Below are 25,984 nucleotides of genomic sequence, written 5' to 3' on the forward strand. Positions count from 1 at the left end.
AACCCCATTGATTGTAATTGACCATAGAGTAGTTCACTGAGAAGCTTATCCATTGTATTCATTTATAAGCCTCCATTTCAGATCGTCTGCGTTGAGACGAAAACTCTAATTTGGGCATATCATTCTTTACACGTTCGATGTGCGATACCAGTTTTTCTGGATAGATGTGAATTGATTTATCCGGATTTATCGTAAGCATGGCCTGTGATTTCGTTGTCTTCACCAACGCGACCTGATTCATCGGTCCAGCAAGCAGGTTTTCCAAGGCCGCCATCGCTTCGCGAGGTTCAATGGAGCCTAATCCTGCCTGTGCCATCCTCTCTTGATAATCCTTGGTGGCAACAATGCCTACGTTCGCCCAGTATCCCCAATTCATCACCTTCACTGCACTGAGGCTATGCAACGAAATCTGGTGCGCGAATATATCTTTAAACGTACAACCTGACGCATAATTGCTTTGTCCAGGCGACTTAGTAAATGAGTTGATCGATGAGAAGAACATGACAAAATCCAATGGCTCCCGATCAAATACTTGAGCAATCCGCACGCTTACATCTACCTTTGCCGAAAGTCCGGCACGGAAGCGATCTTCGTCCATATTTGCAAGACTTTTATCTAGCAGGACAATCGCGGAATGAATGACTCCGTTTACTTGTTTATATCGCTTTTTGATCTCTTCATAGGCAAAATACAAGGACTTGCGATTCGTCGCATCCGCCGAAATATAGACAGGAGCAGGTCCGAGGGTAGCCAGTCGGTCCACTTTGGCTTGGATTTCTGCATTCTTTTCTCGGCGTCCAATCCAGATGATTTGCGCTTGATACGTGCTAATCATGTATTCGCTCCAGACTTCGCCAATACCGCCAGCACCTCCAATCACCACATAGACTCCACCCTGTCTGTAGGAAGCCTGTTCCCATTGTGGTTGACGCAATGGAATCAATTCCTGACGATACCATTTCCCTCCGCGGTAAACCGATGCATTCCCCTCAGCATCTGGCGGAAGTGTGAAAACCTCCTCCATTGGCCAAGCACGACCAGCTTCCAGATCAACAAGTCGGATACGCCAGTTTGTGTATTCTTTTGCCATCGAACCGACTAATCCGTAAAGGCTGGCATGAATAGGGTTGACCACATCGTTTTGATGAATCGGTTGGGTCTGGAAGGTTACGAGACTCCATCCTAGCTCCTTGGTATCGTAGCCCAATTTGAGCAGGGCTTTTAGCAAGCGAAACACATGAAATACACCGCGCTCCTGCTCGATGATAAGTGCCTCTTCTGCCAGGTATTTCAAATCAATCCATGGCGCAATCCAGATGATATGATCAATCAAACCAATCTGCTCCAGCTTCACCGCTATTTCATCCATACTATCTGCGGGCGTAATCTCCATAACAGCTGCACGAGGATAGCGTTGTTGAACAAGACTTCGGTTCTCGTCATCTGCACAAACAATCAGAATCTGATCGCTTGCAAGTGGCGTTTCCAAACCACGGTCCATCGCAACCTCTTCCCATACAGGACTGAGCAGCATGGTTCCAATCAGCGATTCGCTGGATGTCTCAACTGCCGCTTTTGTTGCTGTACGATCTGTTTGAATCTCTCTTTCCAGTACCCGAGATGTGAATCCCTTCATTCGTACACAAATCGTTCCAGTTTCATCACATAGATCCATATCGTATTTTTCTACCTTATCCCCTGCTTGGCTGCCGTCGCTGTAGCGCACATATGCCCACATCTCAGAGGTGCACGGGCTGATGATTTCAATCTCCTCCAGGGCAAAAGGCATCACGGGCTTGCGTTTTGCCATACTATCCGACGACATCACGCGACGGGAAGAAAGCGTCAACTCCACAGAGGCCTGCAAAGCGGAATCCATCAAGCTTGGATGCAAGACAAACTGATCCTCTGAGCCGGTGACCGATAACGGTAGAACCAGCTTTGCCAAGACTTGTCCAGGCCCGACATATACCTTGTCTATTCCTTTATGTCCGGGTCCATAATCAATGTGAATTGCTCTGAAGAACTCATAGAATTCCTCGGATGAAATCACCTGCTCGTTGCACTGCTCTTGCAAAACAGGCAAATCAAGCATTTGCAACTCCGAGTGCGGGGTAAGCACAGCATTTCCTTGACTGTGTACCACGATCTCGGCATCACTGCCCTCTGCCTCGCTATAGATTTGGTAGGATACCTCACCATCTTCTTCGAGAACGAGACCCGTATGTACCCGAACAGGCTGATCACCTACAACGATCGGACGAGCCCATACGACATTTTGTAGTTTAATTGCCGTATCCCCGTGGACGTTCTCTCCTACAGCGTGCTCCATAGCGGTTCTTGCCATCTCCAGATAGGCAACTCCCGGCAACACCCGCTGCCCTTTGACTACGTGATCCGCCAAGAAAAACTCTTCTCCCGTAAAGGTGGAGCTAAACCGTTGCTCGGAGAAAGTAGAAGTGTTCTGATGCAGCATGGGATGTATCACGGATGCTGTGGTGTTATTTGCCGTTCCCCTTACATTTGCTTTTGTTTCACTCTCCAGTACCCAATGGCGTTCCTTGGCAAAAGGATACGTGGGAAGTGAAATACGAGAATACTGATCGTTCGCAAACAGCTTGTCATAGTCTAATCCATATCCCTGCACAAACAATTCCGCGATCACAGACAACTGTTCCAAATATTCGCTCGCCTGACTCGTCACATGCAGATTCTCGATGCTTTGATTTCCGTAACGTTTCAATGCGGTTTGTTCCCGATGATCTTTTTCATGTAACTCGGAAACAAAAGTCTGGGATGCTTTTCCTGTTTCCAGCCACTTTTTCAAAAGCTGAACAAGCTCTGCTGTATGCTGAACAATGCAAGAGAAGCGGTGATGGAAATGCTTTCTGCCTACTAACAGCGTATAGCTGATATTTCCACAATCTGTCTCCGGTGCTTGTTCACAAAACGAAAGCAATTGGGCAACCTGCTGGCGTAGCTGTTCAAACGTGCGCGCCGTCAACACAATCAAATAGCCCGGCTTTTTCGCATGATTCCGCTCTATCAGAGGCGCCTCTTCGATTACCATGTGCGCATTTGTACCGCTGGCTCCAAAGGAACTGATCGCCGCACAACGTTTGGCTCGCGGCTCCACTGACCATTCCTTCAAGCTTGTATTGACATAAAAAGGGCTATCTGCAAACTTAATGTTGGCGTTCCCTGCTTCAAAATGTAGGGATGGCGCTATTTGTTTGTGTTTCAATGACAAAAGGATTTTGATGACCCCTGCAACGCCTGCTGCGATCTGGGTATGACCAATATTCGTCTTGATCGATCCAATCGCACAAAATTCTTTTTTATCCGTATAGGCCCGAAAAGCGCGAGTGAGCGCTTGATACTCAATCGGATCTCCCAACTTGGTCCCTGTTCCATGAGCCTCGACCATCGTAATTTGCTCAGGATTGATGTCGAATGTATCGTAGACATTGCGTTCCAAGCGCTCCTGAGATTTCGCACTCGGCGCTGTAATCCCATTTGTCGTCCCATCCTGATTGATTCCCGAGCCTCGAATGACACCATAAATATGGTCACCGCAAGCGATTGCTTCCGAGAGACGTTTCAGTACAACGACACCAGCGCCTTCCCCCGTCGCAAAGCCATCTGCACGCTCATCAAACGTATGGCAGCGTCCTGTCGGTGACAGCATACCTGCTCGCTTGGCAGACAAATAAAATCCTGGCGTAGATTGAATGAAGACACCACCTGCCAATGCCATGTCGACCTCACCTGTCCGCAAGGCTTGGCACGCCATATGAATCGCCACCAAGGAACTGGAGCAAGCCGTATCAATCGCGACGGCAGGTCCCTGTAAGTCCAGATGATAAGCAACCCGAGCAGGCACAATGGACTCCATATTTCCCCAGAAAGCTTGGGCAGGAGGATTCTCACCCACAAGACGATCGTAATCACCTTTGGCACACCCTGCGTAGACGCCGCATTGGATTCCTTGCACGCCTTGACCCGCATAGCCAGCATCCTCCAGCGCTTTCCAGGATTCCTCTAAAAAGAATCGTTGCTGCGGGTCCATATAATCAGCTTCCAGACCGGAGATGTTGAAAAAAAGCGGATCAAACAAGTCAATATTTTCTACAAGCCCGCCGTATTGATAACCCTCTGCCTCATCCAGGCCGTACGCTGATAAATCCCAGCGAGTCACTTTCGCAAGCAAATCCGAACCGTTCACCAAGTGATCCCACAAGTCATGAGCGTTGCCAGATGAGGCAAACGTACCGCTCATTCCAATAATCGCAATAGGTTCAGTCAGGAACGAAGCTTTTTCTGACACGCTCCCTTTTTCCTCTGAAAGCATAGGAGCTGTTTGAATGAATGGCTCGGTCTGAATAGTAGAGACGGAATCTTCCCTCTGCTCAGATAGACTGATCTTCTGCCCTAACGCTTGAGCAATGACCGCTTTGTACTCAGACAAAATATAGCTTGTAAGTTGATTTACTGTACTGTAATCAAAAAGAATCGTCGTCTCAATTTCAATCACCAGTGCTTGATTGATCTCTTGAACCAATCTAACGCCAAGAATGGAATCCAATCCATAATCTCTGAAAGGCTCGTCCACATCGATCGAATCGACATCGACTTCCAATGCAGTGACCAGCTTTTCAATAATCATATCCTTCACATAATCCGTCACCGTCTGCTCGGTCACCACAGACTGGCTTGGGATGTTTTGGGATGCTGGCTGCGAAGATACTTTCCCTTCTGCTTTTGCCTGCTGAACCGTCTCGCGTGCGATAGGCGAAACGCTCGCACCGACGCGAACATCAGGGTGAAGGACGCCATCGCTGTTTCCAAGGACAATCTGTTGTCCCAGATCATGCGCTTCCTGAGCTGGAAAAGAGATCGAGTGAAATCCTTCATTTTCCAGTACCGTTTGCCAGCATGTCGGTGTTAAGGCAGGAGAACCAGGAATACGTACATCCGTATCTTCAGACAGCCACCAGCCCTCCAAAAGACCAAAGGTCAGATGAAGGAACAAGGTATTACTGCTAATCTCATTTAAAAGAACCAAACCGTTTTCTCGCAAAACAGCTTTGGTATGGCGCAAGGTTTTGCGAATATCTTTGGTGGCATGCAACACATTAGCCGCAATCACCAGATCGTAATAGCCCTCTCGAATTCCTTGCTCAGCAAAAGACGCTTCCACATTAAAAATTTGATAGGTCAGATACGGAACGTGCGATCCATATTCCTTTTGTGCGAACATCAAAAATGCTTTGGAGATGTCGGTATAGCAATATTCTTCTATAAACTGCTGATAAGGCTTCAGCTTTTCAAAGACAAACGTGCTCGTTCCGCCCGTCCCCGCACCAATCTCTATGATGCGAATTTTTGCAGAAGGATCTTTTTTCAAGCGTTCTTCCACATAGCTTGCGACTGTTTCTGCGAGCACTTCATTGTAGTGATCTGCCACCGGATTATTTTTATAAATATGTTGCACCAATTCCATAGAAGAGCCTGGAAACATGACATCCGTAGCAAGTTTCTGACCTGTTACAATGTGCGGCAGAGATTTCATCGTAGCTTCCAGCAATCTTATCCGCACTTCCAGATTGGCATCCTCACGCCATGCCACCTTACGTCGATCCCATTCTTCCCATACAGCTTCTACCTCGATCAAAGTCGGATCAACCACCAGGCATTGCTCTCCATCATAGCCATCGAGATAGCCACGACGAGTTAACATCGCCATACTTTCTTCCATCCATTTTTCATAACGGTGCTGGAAACCTGTTTTCACCTTGAGGTCGGCGACATTCACACTCTTGTCAGTAAACCAACCGATGGACTGCATTTGCCCCCATAACAACTTGCAGAGAAGCTCATCCATCTCCTTCCACAATTCGGGGTGGGTATTGGGCAAGCGACCCTGTCTCTCGGTTTTGGGAAGCCAATAGCGTTCCCCTTTAAATGGATAGGCTGGCAGAGACACTCGGGTGTATCTGCCGTTTTTATATAAGGAACGCCAATCCAGCTTGTAACCTTTTACAAATAAATCAGCAAGCATGGACAGCTTCTCTTTCCTTGCGTGGGTGGATAGCGAACTGATCTCTGCTACTTCTTCCATTAATTTTTCTCCGAACTCTTTCATGCTCTTTTCTAGCCGCACGGAATCGATTTCATACTGGACAAAATAATCAGCAGATGTTCCCGTTTCTTTAACTTCCGCAATTTTTTGCCGCAATTCATTTACGTCTTTGGCAATAAACATGCAACGGTGCGAAAAATGACTTCTTCCTGTGAACAAGGTATAGGAAATATCTTGTTCGTGAAAACGTCCCGCTTCTTTTGCTAACCATTGGGACATTTCATCCAGTTTTTGCGTGAGAGCTGACTCGCTCTTGGCTGAAAACGGGAACAAGTAATACGCTCCTACTTGCTTACTGCTTGATTGCGGTTGTACTGTCGGCGCTTCTTCCATAATCAGATGACAATTGGTTCCGTTCGATCCTAAAGCGCTCACACCCGCTCTTCGCGGAGTCTCCTCACTGGTATTCCATTCTATGAGCTCGGTATTGATGAAAAAGGGACTTCCGTTCAATTTGATATGCTTATTGACTTCCTTGACGCTGATCGTCGGCGCGATCTTCTTATGTTTCATCGCCATGATAACTTTAAACAAACTTGCCAATCCCGATGTCATCGTGGTGTGACCGATGTTGGGCTTATGTGACCCAATCGCGCAAAATTGTGCTTTATCCGTGAACGAACGAAATGCTTCAATCAATGCCTTCACTTCAATAGGGTCACCCAGTTGCGTTCCTGTCCCATGTGTTTCGATATAACTGATCGTCTCCGGATCAACCCCTGCATTTTCATAGGCATCCACAATCAATTCTTTTTGGGCAAGCATGCTCGGTGCTGTAATCCCGTTTGACTTTCCTGTCTGATTCACAGTCGAGCCCTTGATGACAGCATAAATATGGTCGCCATCTGCCATTGCTTGCGCAACTGGCTTCAGTACGACTGCTCCAACTCCTTCTCCAAACACCATGCCATTTGCATCATTATCAAAGGTGTTGCATGTCCCGTCGGGTGAGACCACTCCCATTTTGGAGGACATCACAAAAAATTCAGGGGAGCTGTGAATCGCCACTCCACCTGCAAGAGCCATTTCGGTTTCTCCCCTGCGAAGACTGTCGCAGGCTAAATGAATGGCTACCAAAGCAGAGGAACAAGCTGTATCTACTGCAAGACTTGGTCCTTTGAGATTTAAAAAGTAGGAGAGTCTTGCCCCTAGCATCGACATTTCATTGCCTAGCATCGTTTGTGAAGAGACGCCTTCGGCCAACATGGATTTCTCTTTATAGTCTGAATGGCGCCCCCCGACAAACACACCTACTTTTCTCCCTGATAACAGTTCACCAGAGTATCCGCTATCTTCAAAAGCTTTATAGGATTCTTGCAGGAACAACCGTTGTTGAGGGTCCATACTTTTTGCTTCATCAGAGGAAATATTGAAAAAGGATGCATCAAATTGATCAATGTCCTTGAGAAGCCCGCCGTAATATTGATCTGCTGCCCAACCACTGCGCGATATTTCCTCGATGCAACTGTCGCCAGAAGCAAGATGCTCCCAGAACTCTTCCACTGAATCCGAGCCAGCAAATCTGCCCGCTATTCCGATGATCGCGATATCGGAGTGGCGAATTTCGTTTCTTGTATGATTCGAATGATTCCGTTCGTTTTCGAAAACAATAGGCAGGATTTGGCTGTCTTCTACTGCCATCTCTGTTGCAAATTGCAGAGAGATATATGCAGCCAGCTCGTCCACCTCTGTATAATCAAAAATCACTTCTACGCCAAGATGAATCCCCAAGTCAGCATTGATTGCTTCTATTAATTCGACCGCCAACACAGAATTAATGCCCAGCTCGATGAAACTTTTATCGAAATTCAAGGTTTCCACAGGTGTATCCAATAGCTGAGCAATGATTTTACCTATCTTGCTCGCAATCGTTGATGAACCGTTATCGGCCTGGGTACGATCTGTTGTTGGAGCGATTTCCTGATATTTTTCGATAATATGCGTGGCTAGTTGCTTGGTATTCTCATGATCAAAAACGACCTCAATCCCCAAGTCAATGCCTAGTTTTTCATTAATCATCTCTACCATTTCTACAGACAAAACCGAGCTGATACCTAGTTCCACAAAGCTTTTATCGAAATCCAAGGGATTCGTCGTATCTTTTAATAAGTCGGTCATTACTTCTTTCACTATGGTTTCTATATCATGAAATGAATGAAAAAGTACCTTCATACTCGACTCCCCCCTTTCTTTTACACCGATTTCTCACCAGCAGCCATGTATAGCTGTCTGAGAATAGAATGACCTTCCGTATTCAGCATGTTTCGCCATGCCACAGATAGCTTACCCAGTGCCTTGCTGGATAAATAACCGTCACGCACCAACTGCACAGGAATGCCTACACCCTCCGACTTTAGAAACATTTCGTACCCGAGAAGCTCACTGTGAGCGCAAATGACTTCGAAATCTATTTTTCCAAGTCCGCCTTGCTTGAGGACCGTTGGCAGTTCACGACCGATTTTCGGGTTGCCGCCTTCCGCATAGCGTGCCGCACAGTAGGCATCATACAGCTCTCGCAGTTCTGGTACATGCGGGGTGGTCATGATGTGCATCTCGAAATCATTGTCGATGAATACCGCTTTGCCACCTGGTTTTAACAACCTCGCAACTTCACGAACTGCACCGACTGGGTCGGGTAAATGTTCCAATACGAGTCGCGTAATGGCAAAATCATAGGAATCGCTAGGTAAGCCCGTTTCCATAATCGATCCCGCGACAATCTCAAATCGATCAGATTGCTTTTGTGTCAAATAGTTTCTGGAATAATCAACGAGAAGAGGATCAAGCTCCAATCCCGTCATTCTACCATTTGGAAACTCCTGCATGACCTTTTCCATCACGAATCCAGGCCCCGAGCCTAGCTCTATGACCGACATCCCATCTGTCAGACCAAACTCGATATAATGCTTCAGCTCTTTATCCCAAAACAACTCCACCTGAGATTTCAAACGTTCTATTTCTACCTCAACATTCGTTGCAATGTTTGCGATTTGATAAGAACCTTCCATGTTATTCCCTACCTCCGCAATTCAGATATAGATTCGTTCAAAAAAGTCAAAATGTGACCAGCAACGGCTTCCCATTCAGGATCAAGCATCATATCATGACTGATATTTTGGAACAGAACGGGCTCGATTCCGTATGTTATGCCAATTCGGCGCGTTGTTTTCTCAGAAATCATCCGATCCTGCTTGGAGCCGAGAACTAGCATCGGAGCTTTTCCGCTGATCGTTTTTGGAATAATTTTCCCATTCATCTCGGTTCTTGCTTTCAGTGATTCAGGCTGCAGGAGCTTCACCCACTCGTCCTTTTTTTCAATCGGTAGCTCCTTGGAAAAAAAGACATTGGCAAGCAATGAGGCATCTCTTTTTTCGTTATATGTAAACAGTTGCATAGCTTCTTTAAAATTTCTGAACATCAATCGGAATAAATCGCGCATTCCGCCATGCGGAGGAATCGAGGCAACGAGAACGATACCCGAGATTATATCTGGATGCTGGTGCAAAATCTTTTGTACAATTCCTCCGCCCATGGAGTGTCCGATCAGCACTGGCTTGTTTTTTAGACGCCCGATCACTTCAAGAACATCATCCGCGTAATCTTGTAGTGTGTAGGAATGAAGGTTTTCAAAGCCGTCACTTTCACCGTGTCCTCGAAGGCTCAGTGCATAGGAAGAAAAGCCTTTGTCAGCAAAATAAGGAAGGAAGTTTTTTTCCCAACACCATGCTCCATGACATGCTCCATGCACAAAAAGAAGAGGCGCTTCGCTTGAAACGCCTTCAGGGTGGTATTCTACTAGTTCCAAATTCATTTTCGCCGTTCCTTTCTTATTTGAGAGTCATTGCTTCTTTACTTGCTTAAACCTGTTAAGGCGTAGATACGCTGATTCAAAAGGCTGGCTGTCTCCTTGATCATCATTTCACCGATTTGATCAACATGACGGTCTCTCCAGTTTTCAATAGCCGTTCCCTTCACCCATTGATTAAAAGAACCTAGCGCAGGACCGCAGTAAATCTGATAATCCACTTTATAGCTCTCGGCTCCATCCAAAGCCCAGTCAAAACAACGGTTAAAATACCATTTGAAAAGTAACGCCATCTTGTATTTAGGTGTTCGTTCCGCTCTTTTCAGTTCCTGAGGCGGGCAAGTAGTTTTCATCTGTTCATACACTTCTTCAAAGCTGCGTTTAAAATACTTTTCCTGGAGCTGTTTCTTGGTTTTCTCATCGATTTCATCAAGCGAGTTGTATTGACGATAGAGGTCGTGCAATTTGTTCGCTCTCGCTGGAAAGAATAAGCCTTTTTTCAACACCTGAATTTTGGCTCCCATTTCAAACATTTCACCGGCTGGAGCATACTCTGTGTCTTGAACATTGGCCAACTGCAACGAATCCTTCACCGACTCGCTGGTCGCCGCCTCCACTGTGCACTGGTTAATCGAACCTGTAACAATATAATCCGCCCCAAGCATGAAAGCGACCGCAGCAGCTTCAGGAGTTCCGATCCCTCCCGCAGCCCCGATTCTGATCGGTTTACGGTATCCATACTTGTGCATCATGTTATCTCGTAGCCTGATCATCGCTGGCATCAAAGCAGACGCTACACCGTGATCGGTATTTCCTCCAGAATCGGCCTCCACCGTTAACTCATCCGCCATCGGAACTTCTCGTAACAGACTCGCTTCTTCCCTTGTAAGCTTTTGTTCCTGCACCAATTTTTCTATCAGGTACTCAGGTGCCGGACTTAAAAAGGCTTCCGCTACCTCAGGCTGTGATACCTTGGCAAAAATTTTGTTTGCCGCCTCCACTTGCCCGTTCATCCCCCGCTTTAATCCCTTGGCTCGATAAATAATCAACGCAGGGGTAATCGCCATAAACGCAGATGCTTCAATCACCCTCACTTGATAAGCAAGATACAGCTCGACGGTTTTCTCTTCCATCGACGGGTCGCTTGGATGATGCAACAAATTCATACCATACGGCTCTCCTTGCTGTAGTTCACGTTGAATCTGTTGGATGGCACGCTCGATTCTATCCAGCTGTAAGCCACCGCTTCCGAAAAAGCCCATCATCCCGGCTTTCCCCATTTTTATGACCAGCTTTTCCGATGCAATTCCCTTGTACATCGCTCCTGCCAGATAGGGATATTTCAGTTTGTAGTCCTGTTTAAATTGCTGATTTCCTAGCGAAGAAGCGGTAATTCCTTTTGGCTGCTCCATACTATTCGATATCTCTTCTGCCTGTACGGTGATAGCAACCGGCTTTGCCTCTTGCTCCATGTTTTCTTTCTCTTCTTCCACTTCTATGATCAGCGGCTCTGCTTCATTTCGGATCGTAGTAACTAATTTGGTCAACACAGTACCAGGGCCGACTTCTTCTATTTCGTTTTCCCCCAAGGCCAGGAGATATCGAATGGTGTCATTCCATTTCACTGGGTGTGTAATTTGTTCAACTAAATTTCGTTTCACATCGCTCTGTTTATAAGGTCTTGCGTGAACATTGGAAATCACAGGGATGGTCATACTGGAAAACGAAAACTGATTCAAATAGTCCTCAAAGCGTTGCTTCGCATCGCTCATGTAACGAGAATGGAATGCTCCGCTGACCTTTAGCGGTATGTATACTTTTACGCCCGCTTCCTGAAAAACTGGGTTGGCACGCTCTATATCTTCTTTCCGACCTGCAATCACAAATTGAGCAGGAGAATTGTGATTGGCAATATCGATACTGGTCAAGTTATTTTCATGTAATACCCGTTCCACTTGCTCCAAAGTAAACCCGATCACAGCCGCCATCCCTCCACCGACGGCCAGACTCATCAACTCGCCTCTTTTTTTCACCAAATGCAGCCCTGTCTCAAAGTCAAACACCCCTGATGCAAAAAGCGCGTTGTACTCACCCAAGCTGTGCCCTGCTACATAATCAGGTTTTTTTCTGGTTTCCTTTACTTTTTTTAGATAGCTAAGCGCATTTACCACATACAGAGCAGGCTGGGTAAATTGCGTTTTACTTAATTGTTTGTCTGGATCATGCAGACATAGTTCTTTGATGGAATAACCTAATATCTGATCAGCTTTGGCCGTTATTTCTGGAAACTCATCAAAAAGAGAGCCCCCCATTCCTTTAATTTGGGAGCCCTGCCCTGGAAAAACATATGTGGTCATTTTTCTGCCTTCCTTTCTGTTGGTATTCAAACTTTTATTTGAGAATAGCTGCTTGATGCGCTCTACATTTTCGCCATCCTTTTTAAAAGGAGTGATGATCGAGTAGCATTCTGACTGTGAATCTTGCCGCAGATTTCGCTTTGTAAAATTACTCAAGTTTCCTGCTGGTCCCAGATCCAAATAGATGTAGCTTTGCTGTTTCTCCAGCTCTTGGACAGCTTTTGGAAGCTGCATTGGTTTTCTTACCACTTGCCAAAAATAATCAACTGGCAGCTCCTGCATGATTTCGCCATGAACGCACGATACAAAGGGAATCTGGGGAATTCCAAACGATTTATGTTTCAATACCTCCCGATAATGTGGTTCAACCGGATCGATGTAAGCGGAGTGAAAAGCATATGATACGGGTAGGCGTTGACAAATAATCCCCTTGCCTTTCACATAATCCTCCATGCGTTGGAGCTGATGACTGCTCCCGGCAATGACAAAATGCGAATGAAAATTCACCGCTACCAACTCACTATTTCGATGCAAAAGCGGCTCTTGATAATAAATATCGGGATTGTGGAGAATCGCAAGCATACTCCCTTTCTGACAATACGTTTCGTAAAGGGTGGCTTGTTCAACCACGAGTTGCAGCAATTCTTCCACGGGCATGATCCCGGACACAGCCGCCGCCGCAAACTCCCCCAAACTGCTGCCCAGACAATAGTCGGGCTTAATTCCGCTTTCCATGAGAACCTGGGCCAGAGCGTATTCCACCATAAAAATGGCGGGATGCGTATAAAGGGTGCGATCAAATATGTCGTCTCGACGCTTCGTGTCATCATATAGCTGGGTAAGGACAGACTCCCCGATTAGGGAATGTACCTTTTCATCTAACCTCAGCATCCATTTGCGAAATACCGGATTCTGATCAAAAAGGTCTTTCCCCATCTGATAGTACTGAGACCCTTGTCCAGAAAACATAAACACAACAGGCTTTTCCATGTATGATGCACCCCTTGTTTTCATATAAGGTTTTTATAAAGAAAACTCCCCACAGCCTGGTCAATTGACCGCTTGTGGGGAATTCAAAATCGATTTGTCATAGATGGTTCTATCTCCTGAAATACATCCTTTACTACAGCAACACTCCACTCTGTCTTTTTCGGGTACGTGATTGAACACACATAGTCACCAAGGATAAAGGATGCAGTACGGTATTGTGGAAAGTTTTCAAATAGACTATAAACAACCCCATCCCTTGCCTCCACTTGGCTTATTTCATAGACATGAAAAGAGGTTGTTAAGCCTGTTTTCAGAACTTTGGATAGCGCTTCCTTAACTGTCCAGAAAAGAGTGAGATTCGTTTCATAGGAATAAGGCATGCATGACAACAACCTGCTCTCTTTCAAAGTCATTTGCGTCTCCAGAACTTTATTTCTATCAACGCTAATTCTCTCCATATCAATCCCCAGCGGTAGTTCTTCCGTAAAAGCAATGGCGGCCGCAAGATCGTCACAGTGGGTGATACTCACTTGGACATTGGTTGTATTCGGTAAGTTCACGACAGGGTGATGAAAAATGCCCTGTTCAATACATATTCGATCTAAGCTGTCTTCTCCAGTCAAAACCGAAACGGCTTTTTTGGCGACATATCTCCCTGTCAGGTAGCTCTTTACTCTCCGCTCATACTCCAGATGAAAATAGTACTCGAATTCTTTTGGGTGCAGGAATTTTACTATTTTTAAAAAATCTACGGGAACAGAAAAGTAGCCCATGCACAAACTGACACGAAACTCTCTATCTGTACCTTTGATAACGAATTCATTCGTAAAGGTCTGTGGAAATACATGCAATCCAATCTCCGCCTTCTCTCGTTCTACGACTATGCCAAAGGGCAGAGCTTCCCCGGTTCGTGGGTAAATAGTTCTACACACTACCGTTTCTCCGTATGACCTCCCTCGTTCCTTTAACGTGCCGAAACATCGATTAAATTTCCTGAGAGATTTTACTTTCGATAAGAAGCTGTTGTAGCTAACTCTTTCTATTTATACAAAATCTTACAACAACCGCATTTATTGCATAACACGAAAGAATTGGATATATTTAGTATAATACCATAATTTTTGTGAATTTATCCACTCAATCATTCCTATTTTTGGAAAGGTAGTAAGCACTCCAGATACTTACGAATCCACTTCATAATGAAAGGATTGCTCATCTTGAAATGGTATGCCATCTTTGTAGAATCCGGTAAAGAAGAAGTCGTTCAAAAGTACCTCAGACTCTATTTTAATGAGAAATCTTTAATGTCCGTTGTGCCGAAGAGATTGGTTCCTGAGAAAAAGTCAGGCATTGTGTATAATGTTATGAAGAATATTTTTCCTGGATATGTACTTATTAAGACGGAAATGACTAACGATATGTTCCATAAAATCAAAAAAATTCCTAGAAGCTTGCGTTTGGTCAATAACGGTAGTTACTATTCGCAAGATGAGGGCGCTTATTATTCGAGCATTGACGAAAAAGAAATCACCCCGATACTCCAACTCATGGGGAACAGTGAGGTTGTCGATTATTCAAAAGTCTATCTGGAGAATTCAAAGGTAATCGTAGAATCTGGTCCCCTAAAAGGACTGGAAGGCATTATCAAAAAAGTGGACAAGCACAAAAACAGGGCTAAAATATTTCTTACCTTCATGGGAGTAGAGAAAACAATTGATGTGGGAATTGAAATCCTCTCAAAACCTTTGTAAATGGGGAGCGTTGCGTACGCGCCCCTTTTTCTTTTTATTCCACGTCGCTATATTGTTCCTCATTGCAACCTCCCCTCCTGTCCGATAAACAGTATTTTTCTTCATACAAGCACGCATTCCATCGTAAAAACATAGGCTCATGGTAAGTATCATTCGAATAGGATTGCCCTGCATTCATTTTGGAGAAGCAGACAAGAGTTCGATCTATTCTTGTTCGGAAAGGAATTTGTCTACATGGTTTTCTCGGACGAAGACAACATGTTTACTAGTCAGGCTACCATTTTCCTTGCAGCCATGAGCTATCAGACTTATCTCCTATTTTTTGAGGGGGAGCTTATCTTACCCAAAGGTTTTCAGCTTCGATTTACTATTCGGGCTTTTGCTGACGTAGAGAATCCAACTGAACATATGTATGGTTTTGTGGCAGAGTCAAAAGATGAAATCATCATTGCCTTCAGAGGGTACGCAGCATATCCAGCAGACCTTTTGGCAGCCTATGACATCCTACAAGTCCCCTATCCTTTTGTTACAGATGCAGGGAAAACCTCACGTGGATTTACATGCCTGTATCAATCAACACGGGATCGGTTAATCAGAAAAATAAATCAGTTTTCAGCATCTAAAAAGCTGTATATTACTGGCCACAACTATGGCGGCGCGCTAGCTGTGCTGGCAGCTTTAGATATTGCGGTAAACACGCATTTTAGGCAACCCATCGTTTATACCTATGGCAGTCCGCGTATTGGTGACCCCCACTTCGCTTCACGCTTCAATAAAGTCGTCGCAAATAGTCTACGCATTGTAAATGTTCACGATTCTTTTCCTACATTCCCCGATCAAAAGTATCCGCCTCCTTTTACCCAGGAAGGTATCTATTATCAACATGTAAAAAATATGTTTCCTCTCTCGTTTCAACTGAATAATACGCCTCGCAACGATAGTATCGCCTGCTATTTTCATAGCCTCACTCAGCTTGACCCTGATTATGTCCAAACGCTCTGTGTGGAAAATCCGGGCTTTTGTCCCGATACCTCTACGTGTATTCCGTTTCAAGGCAAATGCTAGCTTTTACCGCCTGGAAACTCAGAAAGGGAGACACATGAATGATCGATCGTATATATAACAGCGAAGATGCGATTTTACTTGCGGCCATGATCTATCAGGCCTATCAACTTTTTGAAACAGATTCACTTGTCTTGCCAAAAGGGTTTTGTCAGCGATCGACTATTCGAGCATTGGCTGGTGTTGAGACTCCGGAGCAGGAGATATTTGGTTTTGTAGCCGAGTCACCCGACAGTATCGTTGTTGCTTTTCGGGGAACACGCACGTTTAACGACAATGAGTCTGATCAAGATTTGTTTCAAGTCCCCTATCGTTTTGTCAGAAAGGCAGGAAAGACCCATCGCGGGTTTACTTGTATTTATCAATCCGCGAGAGATGAATTGATTCGGGAGTTGAGCAAGCTCTCAAGATCGAAAAGACTATTAGTTGCGGGGCACAGTTTAGGGGGAGGTTTGGCCGCACTTGCTGGTTTGGATATTGCGGTGAATACGAAGTTTACGCGACCTTTTGTGTATACGTATGGGAGTCCTCGTGTCGGAAATCTTGTCTTTGCTTCGCGGTTTAATGAGACTGTAAAGAACAGTATTCGGATCGTGAATGTTCATGATATTATTCCGACTTTGCCGTCCAAGGTGTATCCGCCTCCGTTTACGAAGAAAGGATTGTACTATCAGCATGTGGATCGGAAATATTTGTTGGATTTTCAGTTGAATAGTTTAGCTGTAAGGAATCATGAAATTGTTTGTTATTTTAAGTTTCTGGCGCAGGAGGAGCCTGGGTTTACGGAGAGGTTGTGTGCGGAGAATGAGGGGTTTTGTCCGGATACGGGGATGTGTGTGCCGTTTTTAGGGGGAAGTTGATTCAATTGAATCACTCTCTTTTTTTATGCCCTGTTTATCACGCCGTACGAGGTATTCTAACAAATCTAACAAAAAAACTTATTGATAACCATTTTCAACGAGATTATAATGGTTGTAATTTCCAAATATTTACTTTCGCTCATGGATGAGCAAAAAAGGAGGAGCCACATTGATGAAAAAAACCATTTTAGCAGGGGCATTAGGAATTGCACTACTTTCGGGTGTATATTTGCCAGGATTGGAAGTCTCAAAAGCTAGCGCAGCAACAACGGCTTTAGACATTCAAGAGGTTACAAAATACTATTCTCTGAGTTCATACGAAGTGACGCAAAAAGAATCTTTTTCGCTTAAAAAGGGCGAAGAGCTTACGATATTTGTAAACAATTCAGGATTCCCGATTTCTTATACAGTCTTTGATGCGGATAATCAAGTAATTGGTACATACCAAGCTAATTCACCATACGGCCGCGTCTTCCAAGCAGAAAAAGACGGCAATATTTCTGTACAATTTCAAGCCGGAGCGAATTCTTCCTATATGAAAAAAATGAATTTTACAGCTAAATTCGCTCTTTCCAAGTTTTAATAAGCGTTAAGCGTATGTAAAACAAGGGGACTGTCTCAAAAGCCGATTTCTCGCCAAAGAGACAGTCCGCTTGGATTCATTAGCAATTCGAAAATCAACGTTGTTGACGCCAATGCACTAGGCGAAAAAAAGAACCCCTCTTGTCTAGCAAGGGGTTGAGGTTGTTAGTAACGATGTGAAAGAAGCCGTCGATAAGTACAATACATTCATAAATGGATGTTCTGTTTATAAAGTTATGATTTACAAACAAAAGCGCAATGGGGCAACCAGTTTTCCCCGTTCGATGTTAAGTCGAATGAGAACTGGTCTGTGTCGTTTATTGCTCCTCATTTCTTTAATTCCTCTGGAATCTCAGGTTTCCCCACGAAACCAAAGGATGCTGTAGTTACCGCCAGTACCGCAACAAATGAAGCAATTGCAGAAACATGCTTCGCTACGAACATCATCGCTTTATTTTTCATCTTTTCCACCTCCTTTCAGTGGAATTAGCGTAAGTGATTGCACAAAGAAGGTCTTAACCAGTGTCTCGCTTTCTATGAAAAATAATAAACTGACGATGATAATTGAGAGGGTCTTGAGGAGCAAAGTCTGATTTTGTTTGAATAGTCGTGATTGCATTTCCATTTCTTGCGGTGCAAAAAGTGCTACTAGGACTAATGTGATGATAATAATCGGGGTGACAAAATCATTAGGAAGGGGAACTAGAGGGATTAATACAGCTCCCACTATACTTGTCATGGTGCAGTAGACGGACGATGAGTAGTGAAATCCTCCTGAAAATTGGCGTAGTACCAGAAATCCGCCCAATGTGATTACTGTTCCTTGAAATGTTCCTATCATGAGTGAAATGGTAAGGCTAATCGTAATGATGAGCAGCATGTTGATGATAAGGATTAACCCAAACTTCATTGTAGGGACTGACTTCGTTTCATGCGGATTGATCGACTTTAGTTGTATGGCTATTCTTTCAGCGAGAGTTTCAATCATATTCCCCATCCCTTTTTATAGCCAGCCATGCCAGTATAGTGATTCCGATTGCCATTCCAAAGAAAATCCACACTAAGGAAGCAATTCCATATGTACTTGCTAATTTAAACAAGACCGTTATCAATACACCTGTTACAATGATCAGTGACAAAATAACCATGTTGATTCTATGGTGAATAAAGAAAGGCGCTCCGTCTCTGACAAATGTAAATTGCAGTCTACATTTCCTAAGTCCATAGCATAATGCAAAGGTAAGGAATGCGGAGATTGTCTGGAATATGAACCCTGTGTTGATGCTTCGATCCCCTAACGATTCAATTGTCTCTAGAATTCCTATAACGGTCAGGAAGAACACTTCCATCATCTGAATCCCCAAGTATATTCCTGATGTGATAATAGTCATTAAGGCAGCATGTCCCCAATTAACGTTCCATACTAAGATTAATGCCCCAAAGATTATGACGACTTGGGCTATGGTTGCATAGTCTTCATATGGCGTAAATTGTCGTAGCCCAAACGAGAAAAGCATTAATACCAAACTCACAAAGAGAATCCGGTTGATATGCACCAAAAAACCAAACCTAAATAGTGTAGTCATAAGAGCAAATATTGCGAGGTATTCTAATGTTGAAAATAGGACAAACAGCATGGAACTTTTTCACCTCAATTACTTATTGAGGGTTATATTCTACTAAAAACGACAGATTCCTGCTTTAATTTACCAGATTTGACATTTTAGAGCGTTCAAGCACATTGAGTACAGAAGAATGAGTTTTGAAGTAAAAAAGAGCTTGGGGTACAAGTTATCAAGATAATAGCCTTGGCGTTTGTACGACGTTAGGGAGACCATAATCCCCCGGAATCTGAACTGAACGTACAAACGACTCTGAAAGGCCATAGACGTTCCGAAAATACGTTTCCAAGACCACAAAAAAAGAAACCATGATGGCACGAAGCCAATCAAGGTTTCTTCGGGTAAGTTTTAAGGAATTACCTTTTTGAAATTTGGAATGTGTGAAGTAAGTTCTGAAGGTGCACCAAAAGGTATTACCTTTGCTTGCTTAGGAATATCAATCCTTGAAATGTGCAATCCTTCTAAACAATCATCGCACCAGATTAAAAAATATCCCTCTCTCTTCTGATTATCTCCAATAAATTCATGCTTAATATTATGACCACTACAGTTAGGGCAAATTAACAGTGGACTGTCAGGAACTGCTTCTTTGACCGCTTCTGCAAGGTGAAGCCATTTTTTGAAATGAGGATTTACCATCTTCATCTTCCCTTTCTATTAAAGTAATCCCAAAATGTATTTTCTATCCCGTAAGCTCCTTCCTCGAATTTATCTAACATTGGAATATCCTTTGCTTCTCCGTAAATTCTAACTTGAAAAATATGTGTCCGTTCATGAGCTAGGGTTTTGACTAATTGTTCTTCATTTATAAACGCGTTAGGATATAGTTGAATTTCTTTGCCGTTAGGATTAGCCCAGCCTGCATGTGGTAAACGAATCATTTCAGGATCTCTAATTATTTTTACTTTCACACCATCTAATCCAATTCCTCCTTGTTCTGCTAAACGCTTAACTTCTTTTAATTGCATAGGTACTTCCAGATGACTAAACTCACCAACGTTGGCTGTTCGACGGTATAGTTCTATACCTTCACCCGGCATCTTCTTCCCTTTCCTTGCCGTATCCACTAAATTTTTTGCGTTTTTACTTCTCCCTAGTGTAAGTACACCTAAGGCAATCCCACCGATTGCAATTCCATCCGCGAGATCGATTTTTTCATCCCTCAACGTCTCCAAGTCTTCTTGCATTGGCTCGATATAGCCTTCCCTCACAAACACTCCAACACCCTTGGGCAAATCCTCTGCCGCCTTTTGTAAACCTTTCGGCAAATCATTAGCAGCTTTCTCCAAAGCCCCTGGCAGCTCACTTGCCGCTTTTTGCATCGCAGCAGGAACGTCTCCCAGCATTGAGATTCCTTTGACGAAATTATCCCACATGCTAGGCTTTTCCTGCGGCTTTTCGCAAGCTGGTCCTTGTCCAAAACCAGCAGCAGACGGCCCGCTGTTTGTTGACGACTGATTTCCTATCTTCACGCCACCCAAATCCTGCCCGTCATCTTCAATCTTGATCTGCCCACAATAGAAACACATATTTGTTGATTTATTTAGCACTGCTGGATGGCCACCGACCATTTTGTCCGCTTTCCCATCTATCCATGGCATTGTTGTCAGAGGTATGCACGGCATTGGCGTAAGTACACCGTTGTTAGCTGCCGTGGCTGAAGCGACTGTGGGATTTTGTAAGCTGCTGCACTTTCCAAAGGGCATGATATTTACATTTGGAACAAAATCCATGATGTTCATTTGCGGTTTCCCTTTTACAAAAACACCATGGCTGAACGGCATTTTCAGCCGACTCTGTTTACTTCCGCTGCTGCAAGATAAAATAGCACCCACAACCACGTAGCTCTTGCGTTCCGCACTTGATTGTTGGATGTTGATACCTTCAATATTGGGCATTCAGTCTCCTCCTCTCTGTAAAGGATTCAATACAGATGGAAGACTCATGGTGATCGATACGCTAGATATCCAATTTATATATAAAAAGGAAATAATGCCCACATTTTGAGGTATCGGATGTAGAGTTATTACGAGCAATAGGTATAAAGTTACAAATACGCCTTTATGTACATATCGGTTTTGAGTCTGCCCTGCTCGATATACCTGCAACATGGATTAAAGTAAACGAATATTGCCATGTGGTGCCAAAAATGCAAAAAGAAGCTGCTGACAACTTCGAGAGAAAGCTGAAACTAAGACGTTCAGGATGCACTTGTTGAATCAAGGTGAAAAATAATCAAGCGGCAACCTCTTGGGGTTATGTAATCAGGGAGGATGGTTGAGGGCATAAAAAACCTTGATTTCTCAAGGTTTTTTACAAATGTTTTTATAAGTGGATACTCGAAAACATTCCGGTTCCTTACGTCTCAAGCAACAAAATAAAAAATAGACCGTGATCGGCCTATTTTCTCTTCACCAGACAAAAGCTGTCGGTTAAAGCTTTTGATGGAAACACTCTGCTTATTTGACAATTATTTTGATGGTTTTGAGAAAAACTCCGTACTGATCATATTGATACAGATAATCCGTTCCCCTAGACAATCCTGCCACCAATTTATACTGAAAGGTGCCTTTATCATAATCGAGGTAGACATGCTTTCCCTCCTTTAATGCATACGAGTAGCCCGGGTACGTTTCCAAGTAAATCACTTGGGCCATGCCGATTTCGATGAGCTCGATCTCCTGCTGTTCTACCATAGCTTCACCATTCTTTTCCTGTGCCAAGCTGACTCCCTGCAAGCTAAATAGTGCAGAAGTTATGAGAGCTGCATGTAATATAGTTGTGAATCGTTTCATTAATCAATACCCCCCTTTTTGTGGTATTTATTGTAAATTAAGTAAAATTATAATTCATCGATTATGTATTTTCAATTCCGACTATTCGGTAGGCCTTTCTGAAAATGCAAAAATACCGCCCGTAGGCGGCTGGTGATTAACTTTCTATGCTATTACTATACACCGGGAAAAGCGTCTCATTACACCGATCTACTGTTTTCGGGATGACTCGAATGATTTTTAAAAGGCATTGACAAGGAACATGAGCGAAACAATAGCTTTTCTGGAGCCATGCACCGATGAATGAGAAGCGGTTTTAATAAATGCTGATCAATATGTCATGCCCCTGGGCAAGGCTTTGTTCATAAAAATGAGTTAACTGGTTGAGTTCCGTTATAAGTTCTGCGAAACGTTCCTCAGCATCATCGTCCACCCAAATATCTGGATAAATCTTTTTCGCTCTAAAATCCGCTGGCTTGTATTGTTGCTGCAAGACGGTCCTATCCATAGAATGAAGAGCTTCTAAAATGCGAGAAAGCTCATCAGAGCCAATGACGCTTACGAATTCTTCAGTATCCAGTATGTGGACTCCGACAATAGCCTCGCTTAATGGGTTGTCCTCAATCGGCTGTGAGGCAGAGATCCCCGTTAGCAGATAATGCAATCCGTCCCATAATTTATCCATCTCATACACGGAACAGCGTTGTTTTTCCATAAGCTCCTCGATCTTCCCAACGATATGGGAATTGTCTAACTGGGCAACTTCATCCGCTAAAGCATCGTTTAATGATAAGTAACAGGCCATGATTCCCATCGTGTTTTTTCCCCTTTATTTTCTATCATTTTATTCATATACGGATACGGCAAACTTCTTCCATGTTGTAGGCAGTTGGTTCGCCCCATGCTTATATTGACGGATGTACTCCTCCAATTTCGCGGTTTCCTAGTCGATCATAATATTCTTAACATCGTAATTTGATCCCATTGATCGTCGCGTATTTCGTATCGTCTTCTCATAAGAGAAGACTACCATGTTTCAGGAAAATTTGATAGTTTTCAAGGTACACATACGGTAGAACAAGCTGCAACCATTGCCACTCCTTTCGACAATTGGTTGTTAAGCCTTGATACATAAGGGTTTGTAACTCTGACTGTACTCTAATTAGAGTACGGTCGTTTTGAGCAAAAGAAAAAGCACCGGGTGGGTGCTTTACTATCAATCTACCATTTTCCTTCACCGAGATCTTCATAAGCATCTTCCAATGCCATTATACGATCTTCTTTGTATCGCATCTCGGCCATACTCTCGAGCTGATATTCATAATATTCTTTAGCGGTCATTTCAAACCTAGAGCCTCTAATCTTTTCCTCCAAATCTTCAATGAGAGCTTGGAGAAATTGGACGTTTTCTTCGTAGCATGCTTTTAATCGTCGTATCAAGGTCTCCAATTCGGCATCATCCAAAGTAATTCCATAGTGCATATAAACTCTTTTGGATAAGGTGGCACTAAGCCACCATTATCTCCTTGTTATTGAAAGTTTCGTCTATTGTATGCAATTAATTATTAACCTGGCACATAAACACATGTTCGATATGACCACTTTAAAATTCTCCATTGAACATGTGCGGGACAAACCTTCTCATGAATTGTCATCTGATAGTTAGTTTTTAGGCACTGGAGCAGAGTTCGCTTTAATCGAAAAAAGACAACCTAAAAAAGAAGAGGTCGCCCTCAAATAGAAAATATACTTTTTGGGGCAGCCTCCCTCTTTCTCATTTTTTTCTTGTTCAATTGTCGATGAGAATCTACCAAACTACATTAAACTTACCGCTTTGACTGTAATTCATATTATACACTGAAATATAATGATACCCATAACATTCAAATTCTACGGTGCTATCGTTAAATGCACTAACGGATCTATAAGCTACATGAGTACCGGGGTCATTTACATCATATAACTCAACAATAATCCAGTTTGTGTTATCTTTTGGCCCGTCATTTGTTCCCGGAAAAACCTCTATCTTTAATTTGCCGGGAGAGTAAATATGATCAGAGCTACCAAAATTATATGTTTTATAGCTCATAGGAGAAATAACTGACTTTTCCTTTTTTGTTGCGAAGTCTTTGACGCTTAGATATTGCCCATTGTTCTCAACAGTATTCTTTTGAACTTTAGACACACTTTTTTCTGTTAAATTATCTGCTTGTGCCAGTGCAGGAGTAACGGTAATTGTTGCCATCATTAATACAGGTAAAGATAGTGCTACAAACTTTTTCATTTTATCGCCCTCTTTTCTTGAGAATTTTAGGAATACCCATATTATAGGTTAAATGGATAAAAATTACAAATCATCTGAATTTTTATATGAACTCCTCGAATAACTGGATCACTTCTATTCAGTTCAATATGAACCTTTCATTTGTTCTTTTGTTTAGCTTGGCTATTATTTCACTCAGTTGATGTAACCTTTTTCAAATAGCCAACTCTCTTCTGCTCCCTTAAGTCTAATCCGCTCTTCTTCCTTCTCCTATAGGTAAATATAATACTTCCCATCACACTGACACCATTTTCCATCCTCATATGACTTAGCGCTCTCATACCAATACAGCAGCTTCTTATCAATCATTCCTTTAACAATTGCTGTTCTATCATCACAATCAAGTATGCTACCCCACTGCTTTTTGTTTCTGTAAAACGGATAAGTATACTCACCAGATTTATCTTTGAGATTATATCTCCTTACAACAAGTATTTCATACAATTCAAAAGGGTCATTTGTCCACACAATAATCTCAAATGGAAAGGATTCACTTGATAAAGCTGAACGCTGGCAAGTGGTATCAAAAGATGTAGTTGATCTAGTTGATAGACCAAAAAGCTGTTAAAGATGAAATGCAATTGTGGGACAACGAACAGTCATTAACGTTTCTAGAAGTAAGCAAAAACCGCTAGACTCTATATTGCCTTTTTTGTTGGCTCTTATAACTGGAGCGTCAGATATGTCAAGCGTTCGTCCTTTAACCTTACAAGCTTGCTTTCAAATAGAAAAAGCACCCATATGGGTGCCTGTTTATTCTTTAGCCCCATTACGTTGGAGCAGCTCAATCAGTTTATTATCCTTTATTTCCATTGCAGTTTTGAGTGGTGATTGTTCGTAGTTATCTTTCTTGTTCGGGTCAGCCTTATTAAGAAGTAAGTAATCTACGACTTCATATTGTTTTTCAATAACAGCACCTAAGAGGGCAGTCCTTCCGTCACTATTAGTTACATTGGGATCGATATTTTTCTCAATGTGGAACTTGACTTTGTTCAGATCGCCGCTTCTTGCAGACTTAATTAACTCCTGAGGATTAAAAGACTCATCATAAACGCTGTTGAAATTAGGTACATCTTTAGCAGTACCACTAGTTAACTGATAGAAAAAAACTCCAAAGATAACCAGAAATACACTTAAGAATATATAGCGTTTTTTCATTAACTGGCACCTCGATGCTATTTTTTCATACATAAACTATTTGACAAGTTATTTAGAAAACCTGTTACATTGTAGCAACAGGTTTCCGAATCAAACAATTATTTATACCAATTTCCATCGTACACTTTTCTATAGTCAGAGGATTGCACTTTACTTTCAGCCAAAATCAAGATTGGCTTTGCTTGTTTAAATGCAGCATCTTGATCATCCATATAGGAATAGTATCTGCCATAATAATTATTGTTCCAATCCATTACATTCGAATCATCAACAACACTCTTAAAATCACTATACGAAGAGAGCTTGTTTCTTTTCATTTTTGGTATACGATTTAAGGTATCCGCAAATGCGGGCGCCAAGGCTTCTACTCCAACAAAGCCTAAATCGATATAATGATTTAATCTTTCATCATAATAGTCAAGTGCATCCTTACGAAGGAGCAATCCCCATTCATGATTTGTTGTCGCTATGCGAGTCTGCACTTGTCCTAGGCGACTATCATTAGAACCAAGATAATCACAGAAAATGTCTGTAGGCATCTCTTAACATTGCGTCACT

At 43.1% G+C, this 25,984-nt stretch carries 19 protein-coding genes and 1 pseudogene; 4 read left to right on the plus strand and 16 right to left on the minus strand.

Annotation, left to right across the window (positions count from 1 at the left end; translation table 11 throughout):
• Positions 1–58 precede the first annotated feature (58 nt).
• The 5 genes from PMI05_RS02545 to PMI05_RS02565 form a co-directional block, all read right to left on the minus strand.
• Positions 59–8,314, minus strand: a complete 8,256-nt coding sequence (locus PMI05_RS02545; RefSeq protein ID WP_007716801.1) for an SDR family NAD(P)-dependent oxidoreductase — start codon at positions 8,312–8,314, stop codon at positions 59–61.
• Positions 8,315–8,334: 20 nt separating this feature from the next.
• A complete protein-coding gene (locus PMI05_RS02550) occupies positions 8,335–9,150 on the minus strand; it encodes a methyltransferase domain-containing protein (protein ID WP_007716802.1) in 816 nt (271 codons plus the stop codon).
• Between the two features lie 8 nt (positions 9,151–9,158).
• Positions 9,159–9,953: an alpha/beta hydrolase gene (locus PMI05_RS02555; protein WP_007716803.1), complete on the minus strand. Its 795-nt coding sequence runs from the start codon at positions 9,951–9,953 to the stop codon at positions 9,159–9,161.
• 38 nt (positions 9,954–9,991) lie between these two features.
• Positions 9,992–13,294: an ACP S-malonyltransferase gene (fabD, locus tag PMI05_RS02560; RefSeq protein ID WP_007716804.1), complete on the minus strand. Its 3,303-nt coding sequence runs from the start codon at positions 13,292–13,294 to the stop codon at positions 9,992–9,994.
• An 83-nt stretch (positions 13,295–13,377) separates the two neighbouring features.
• Positions 13,378–14,226 carry a 4'-phosphopantetheinyl transferase superfamily protein gene (locus tag PMI05_RS02565; protein ID WP_007716805.1) on the minus strand — a complete coding sequence of 283 codons (849 nt, stop codon included), beginning with the start codon at positions 14,224–14,226 and terminating at the stop codon, positions 13,378–13,380.
• A gap of 285 nt (positions 14,227–14,511) precedes the next feature.
• Between PMI05_RS02565 and loaP the strand changes: the two genes are divergently transcribed.
• From loaP to PMI05_RS02585, 4 genes are all read left to right on the plus strand, one after another.
• Positions 14,512–15,045: an antiterminator LoaP gene (gene loaP, locus PMI05_RS02570; protein ID WP_007716807.1), complete on the plus strand. Its 534-nt coding sequence runs from the start codon at positions 14,512–14,514 to the stop codon at positions 15,043–15,045.
• 234 nt (positions 15,046–15,279) lie between these two features.
• The gene (locus tag PMI05_RS02575) at positions 15,280–16,110 is read left to right on the plus strand and encodes a lipase family protein (protein ID WP_007716815.1); all 831 of its coding nucleotides are present in this window, start codon (positions 15,280–15,282) and stop codon (positions 16,108–16,110) included.
• Between the two features lie 38 nt (positions 16,111–16,148).
• A complete protein-coding gene (locus tag PMI05_RS02580) occupies positions 16,149–16,967 on the plus strand; it encodes a lipase family protein (protein ID WP_007716817.1) in 819 nt (272 codons plus the stop codon).
• 172 nt (positions 16,968–17,139) lie between these two features.
• Positions 17,140–17,550 carry a hypothetical protein gene (locus PMI05_RS02585; RefSeq protein WP_007716819.1) on the plus strand — a complete coding sequence of 137 codons (411 nt, stop codon included), beginning with the start codon at positions 17,140–17,142 and terminating at the stop codon, positions 17,548–17,550.
• 326 nt (positions 17,551–17,876) lie between these two features.
• Here the strand turns inward: PMI05_RS02585 and PMI05_RS29730 are convergent, their stop codons facing one another.
• From PMI05_RS29730 to PMI05_RS29545, 11 genes and pseudogenes are all read right to left on the minus strand, one after another.
• The gene (locus tag PMI05_RS29730; RefSeq protein WP_007716823.1) at positions 17,877–18,011 is read right to left on the minus strand and encodes a cyclic lactone autoinducer peptide; all 135 of its coding nucleotides are present in this window, start codon (positions 18,009–18,011) and stop codon (positions 17,877–17,879) included.
• The gene (locus tag PMI05_RS02590) at positions 18,001–18,537 is read right to left on the minus strand and encodes an accessory gene regulator ArgB-like protein (RefSeq protein ID WP_007716825.1); all 537 of its coding nucleotides are present in this window, start codon (positions 18,535–18,537) and stop codon (positions 18,001–18,003) included. The genes PMI05_RS29730 and PMI05_RS02590 overlap by 11 nt, the downstream gene beginning before the upstream one ends.
• Complete coding sequence (locus PMI05_RS02595; protein WP_007716832.1) at positions 18,530–19,186, minus strand: hypothetical protein; 657 nt, start codon at positions 19,184–19,186, stop codon at positions 18,530–18,532. Before PMI05_RS02595 ends, PMI05_RS02590 begins: the two co-directional genes overlap by 8 nt.
• A 333-nt stretch (positions 19,187–19,519) precedes the next feature.
• Positions 19,520–19,816, minus strand: a complete 297-nt coding sequence (locus tag PMI05_RS02600; protein WP_157230831.1) for a hypothetical protein — start codon at positions 19,814–19,816, stop codon at positions 19,520–19,522.
• Positions 19,817–20,649: 833 nt separating this feature from the next.
• Positions 20,650–21,069 (minus strand): annotated as a pseudogene (locus PMI05_RS30945) (DUF4280 domain-containing protein); the annotation flags it as partial.
• 561 nt (positions 21,070–21,630) lie between these two features.
• Positions 21,631–21,966, minus strand: coding sequence for a hypothetical protein (locus PMI05_RS02610; protein ID WP_007716835.1), 336 nt, complete (start codon positions 21,964–21,966; stop codon positions 21,631–21,633).
• 295 nt (positions 21,967–22,261) lie between these two features.
• Complete coding sequence (locus tag PMI05_RS02615) at positions 22,262–22,759, minus strand: YfbM family protein (protein ID WP_007716836.1); 498 nt, start codon at positions 22,757–22,759, stop codon at positions 22,262–22,264.
• Between the two features lie 407 nt (positions 22,760–23,166).
• On the minus strand, positions 23,167–23,394 hold the full coding sequence (locus PMI05_RS02625; RefSeq protein WP_157230833.1) for a hypothetical protein: 228 nt from the start codon (positions 23,392–23,394) through the stop codon (positions 23,167–23,169).
• Between the two features lie 358 nt (positions 23,395–23,752).
• Entirely contained in the window at positions 23,753–24,229 is a 477-nt protein-coding gene (locus PMI05_RS02630) for a hypothetical protein (protein WP_007716840.1), read from the minus strand.
• A 792-nt stretch (positions 24,230–25,021) separates the two neighbouring features.
• Complete coding sequence (locus PMI05_RS02640) at positions 25,022–25,426, minus strand: ankyrin repeat domain-containing protein (protein ID WP_007716842.1); 405 nt, start codon at positions 25,424–25,426, stop codon at positions 25,022–25,024.
• Positions 25,427–25,524: 98 nt separating this feature from the next.
• Complete coding sequence (locus PMI05_RS29545) at positions 25,525–25,965, minus strand: hypothetical protein (protein ID WP_007716844.1); 441 nt, start codon at positions 25,963–25,965, stop codon at positions 25,525–25,527.
• Positions 25,966–25,984: the final 19 nt, after the last annotated feature.

Source organism: Brevibacillus sp. BC25 (assembly GCF_000282075.1).
Taxonomy (GTDB): domain Bacteria; phylum Bacillota; class Bacilli; order Brevibacillales; family Brevibacillaceae; genus Brevibacillus.